The organism is Kitasatospora sp. NPDC087314 (assembly GCF_044744365.1).
GTDB lineage: Bacteria > Actinomycetota > Actinomycetes > Streptomycetales > Streptomycetaceae > Kitasatospora.
This window is the reverse complement of sequence record NZ_JBIUYE010000048.1, coordinates 1-2808: the sequence shown is the minus strand read 5'-3', so window position 1 is coordinate 2808 and position 2808 is coordinate 1. Positions and strand designations below refer to the sequence as shown.

The following is a 2808-nucleotide window of genomic DNA, read 5'->3' as shown; positions in this document are numbered from 1 at the left end:
CGGGTGGCCCAGGCGCCGGGCGTCGGAGAGCCGCTCCAGGACGAGCAGCCCGACGCCCTCGCCCCAGCCGGTCCCGTCCGCGGCCGCCGCGAACGACTTGCACCGCCCGTCGACCGCGAGGCCCCGCTGCCGGCTGAACTCCACGAACGCGGCCGGCGTCGCCATCACCGTCACACCTCCGGCGAGCGCGAGCGAGCACTCACCACTGCGCAGCGCCTGCGCCGCCAGGTGCATCGCGACCAGCGACGACGAGCACGCGGTGTCCACGGTGACCGCGGGCCCCTCCAACCCGAACACGTAGGAAACACGGCCCGAGAGCACTGCCGTTGCCGTACCGGTGAGCAGATAGCCCTCCGAGCCCTGCCCGGCGTCACCGGCCGCGTAGTGCGAGGTGGCGGCGCCGATGAACACCCCGGTCCGGCTCTCCCTCAGGGTGTCCATCGCGATGCCGGCCCGCTCGAAGGCTTCCCACGAGGTCTCCAGCAGCAGCCGTTGCTGCGGATCCATCGCGAGCGCCTCCCGCGGGGAGATCCCGAACAGCCCGGCGTCGAATCCCGCCGCGTCCGCGACGAAGGTGCCGGTCCGGGCGTATGAGGTGCCCGGCTTGCTCGGGTCCGGGTCGTAGAGCCGGTCGAGGTCCCAGCCGCGGTCGGCAGGGAACTCGGAGACCGCGTCACCGCCGTTCGCAACCAGGTCCCACAACGCTTCCGGCGACTCGGCCGCGCCGGGGAGGCGACAGCTCATCGCGACGATCACCACGGGGTCGTCGTCGCTGCGCACGGTCTCGCCGGCCGAGTCGGCGGGGCCGTCCTCGCCCAGCAGCTCCCGCTTCAGATAACCGGCCAGGGCGATGGGCGACGGGTAGTCGAACACCAGCGTGGCGGGCAGGGAGAGCGCCAGGGCCGCCTGCAGACGGTTGCGCAACTGCACCGCGGTCAAGGAATCGATCCCGAGGCTGCGGAAGGCCGCCTGCGGGGAAATCGCGTCGCGCGACGTGTGCCCGAGCGTCGCGGCGACCTCACCGCGCACCAGGTCGAGCAGGGCTTGGGTGCGCTCGGGACCGGTGGCCGCGGACAGACGTTCCAGCCAGCCGCCCTCACCGGAGCCCGGGGCGCCGGAGCCCGGTCCGTCCAGAGCCGTCCGCGCCTCGGCGAGATCGCCGATGAGGGGACGGCGACGGGCCGCGCTCAGGACCGGGGCGAAGGTGTCCCACGCGATGGGCGCCACCGTCACGGTGGTGTCGTCGCCGCCGAGCGCCCGGGCCAGCGCCGAGACCGCGAGTGCGGGTTCCATGGGCAGCAGACCGGTGCGGCGCAGCGCCTCCTCGGCCGATCCGGTGGCGGCCATGCCGCCGCCGCTCCAGGTGCCCCAGGCGACGGAGAGGGCGTGCAGGCCGCGGTCGCGACGTACCTGGGCCAAGGCGTCCAGGTAGGCGTTGGCGGCGGCGTAGGCGCCCTGACCGCGACCGCCCCAGACCCCCGCACCCGAGGAGAACAGCACGAACGCGTCCAGCGGGGCATCGGCGAACGCCTCGTCGAGATTCCGCGCGCCCTCCGCCTTGCCCAGCCACGCCTGAGCGAGGACAGCGGCGTCCGTGTCCTGCAGTGCCGCGTCCGTACCGATGCCGGCCGTGTGGAAGACCGCTGTGATCGGCGTGTCCACCTCGTCCAGCAGACGGTCCAGGGCGGAGCGGTCGGCGACGTCGCAGGCTTCGATGTCCACGCGGGTGCCGGGCGCGAGCGCCTCCAGCTCCGTGCGCAGCTCCTGGGCGCCCGGGGCCTCGCCGCCACGGCGGCTGGTGAGCACGACCCGACGTACGCCGGAACGGATCAGCCAGCGTGCGACGTGCCCGCCGAGCGCACCGGTGCCACCGGTGACGAGCACCGCACCGTCCGTGGACCAGGTCGGTTCACCGGACGGACCAGCGGCGCGGGTCAGCCGCCGCGCGAACACCCCCGAGGGGCGTACTGCCAGCTGGTCCTCGTTCCCCTGGCCCGTCAGGGCCGCCGTGAGCCGCGCCGAGGCCCGGGCGTCCAGACGCTCCGGGAGATCAATGAGCCCACCCCACCAGCGCGGATGCTCCAGACCCGCCACCTGCCCGAGCCCCCACACCGCCGCCTGCTCCGGATTCCGGAGCCGGTCGGCACGTCCGACGGACACCGCGCCGGAGGTCAGGCACCACAACGAGCCGTCCAGGTCGACGTCCGTGCAGGCCTGTAGGAGTGCCAGCGTCGCCGCGGTCGGCTGACCGCCCAGCGCCAGCAGGGACACGACGTGCTGCGGCTTGTGCTGGGCGAGCAGTTCGGCGATCGAGTCGCGCGTCGCGCCGGCATCGCACGGCACCCGGATGGTCTCGGGGGGCAGCGCTTCGACCACAGCAGCGACCAGGGGGTCGTCGGGATCGTCGGCCGGGACGAACACCAGGTGGCGTTCGTCGAACGCCGACGGGCCGGCAACGGATGACGACAGCGGACGCCACCTGACCTGGTAGCGCCACGAATCGATGGTGTCCCGCTCGCTCTGCTTGCGGCGCCAATCCGAGATCAGTGACAACGCCGGCGCCAGTACCTGCCGGGAGTCCTGGTCACCGAGCGTCAGCATGGCGGCCAGCGCGTCGAGATCCTCGTGCTCGACCGCGCGCCAGAAGTCGGTGTCGGCGCTGCTCTCCGCCCTGACCTCCGGAGCGGGACCGTCGAGCCAGTAGCGGGTGTGTTGGAAGGGGTAGGTGGGGAGGGGGGTGTGTCGTGCGCCGGTGTTGGTGAAGTAGTGGTGCCAGTGGGGGTTTGCGCCGTGGGCGGTGAGGTGGGC

Annotated in this window: 1 protein-coding gene; it reads right to left on the bottom strand. The window is 73.3% G+C overall.

The annotated features are described in order from the left end of the window. On the bottom strand, positions 1-2808 hold a 2808-nt coding region (locus ACIO5E_RS39625), incomplete at both ends, for an SDR family NAD(P)-dependent oxidoreductase (protein ID WP_400677575.1).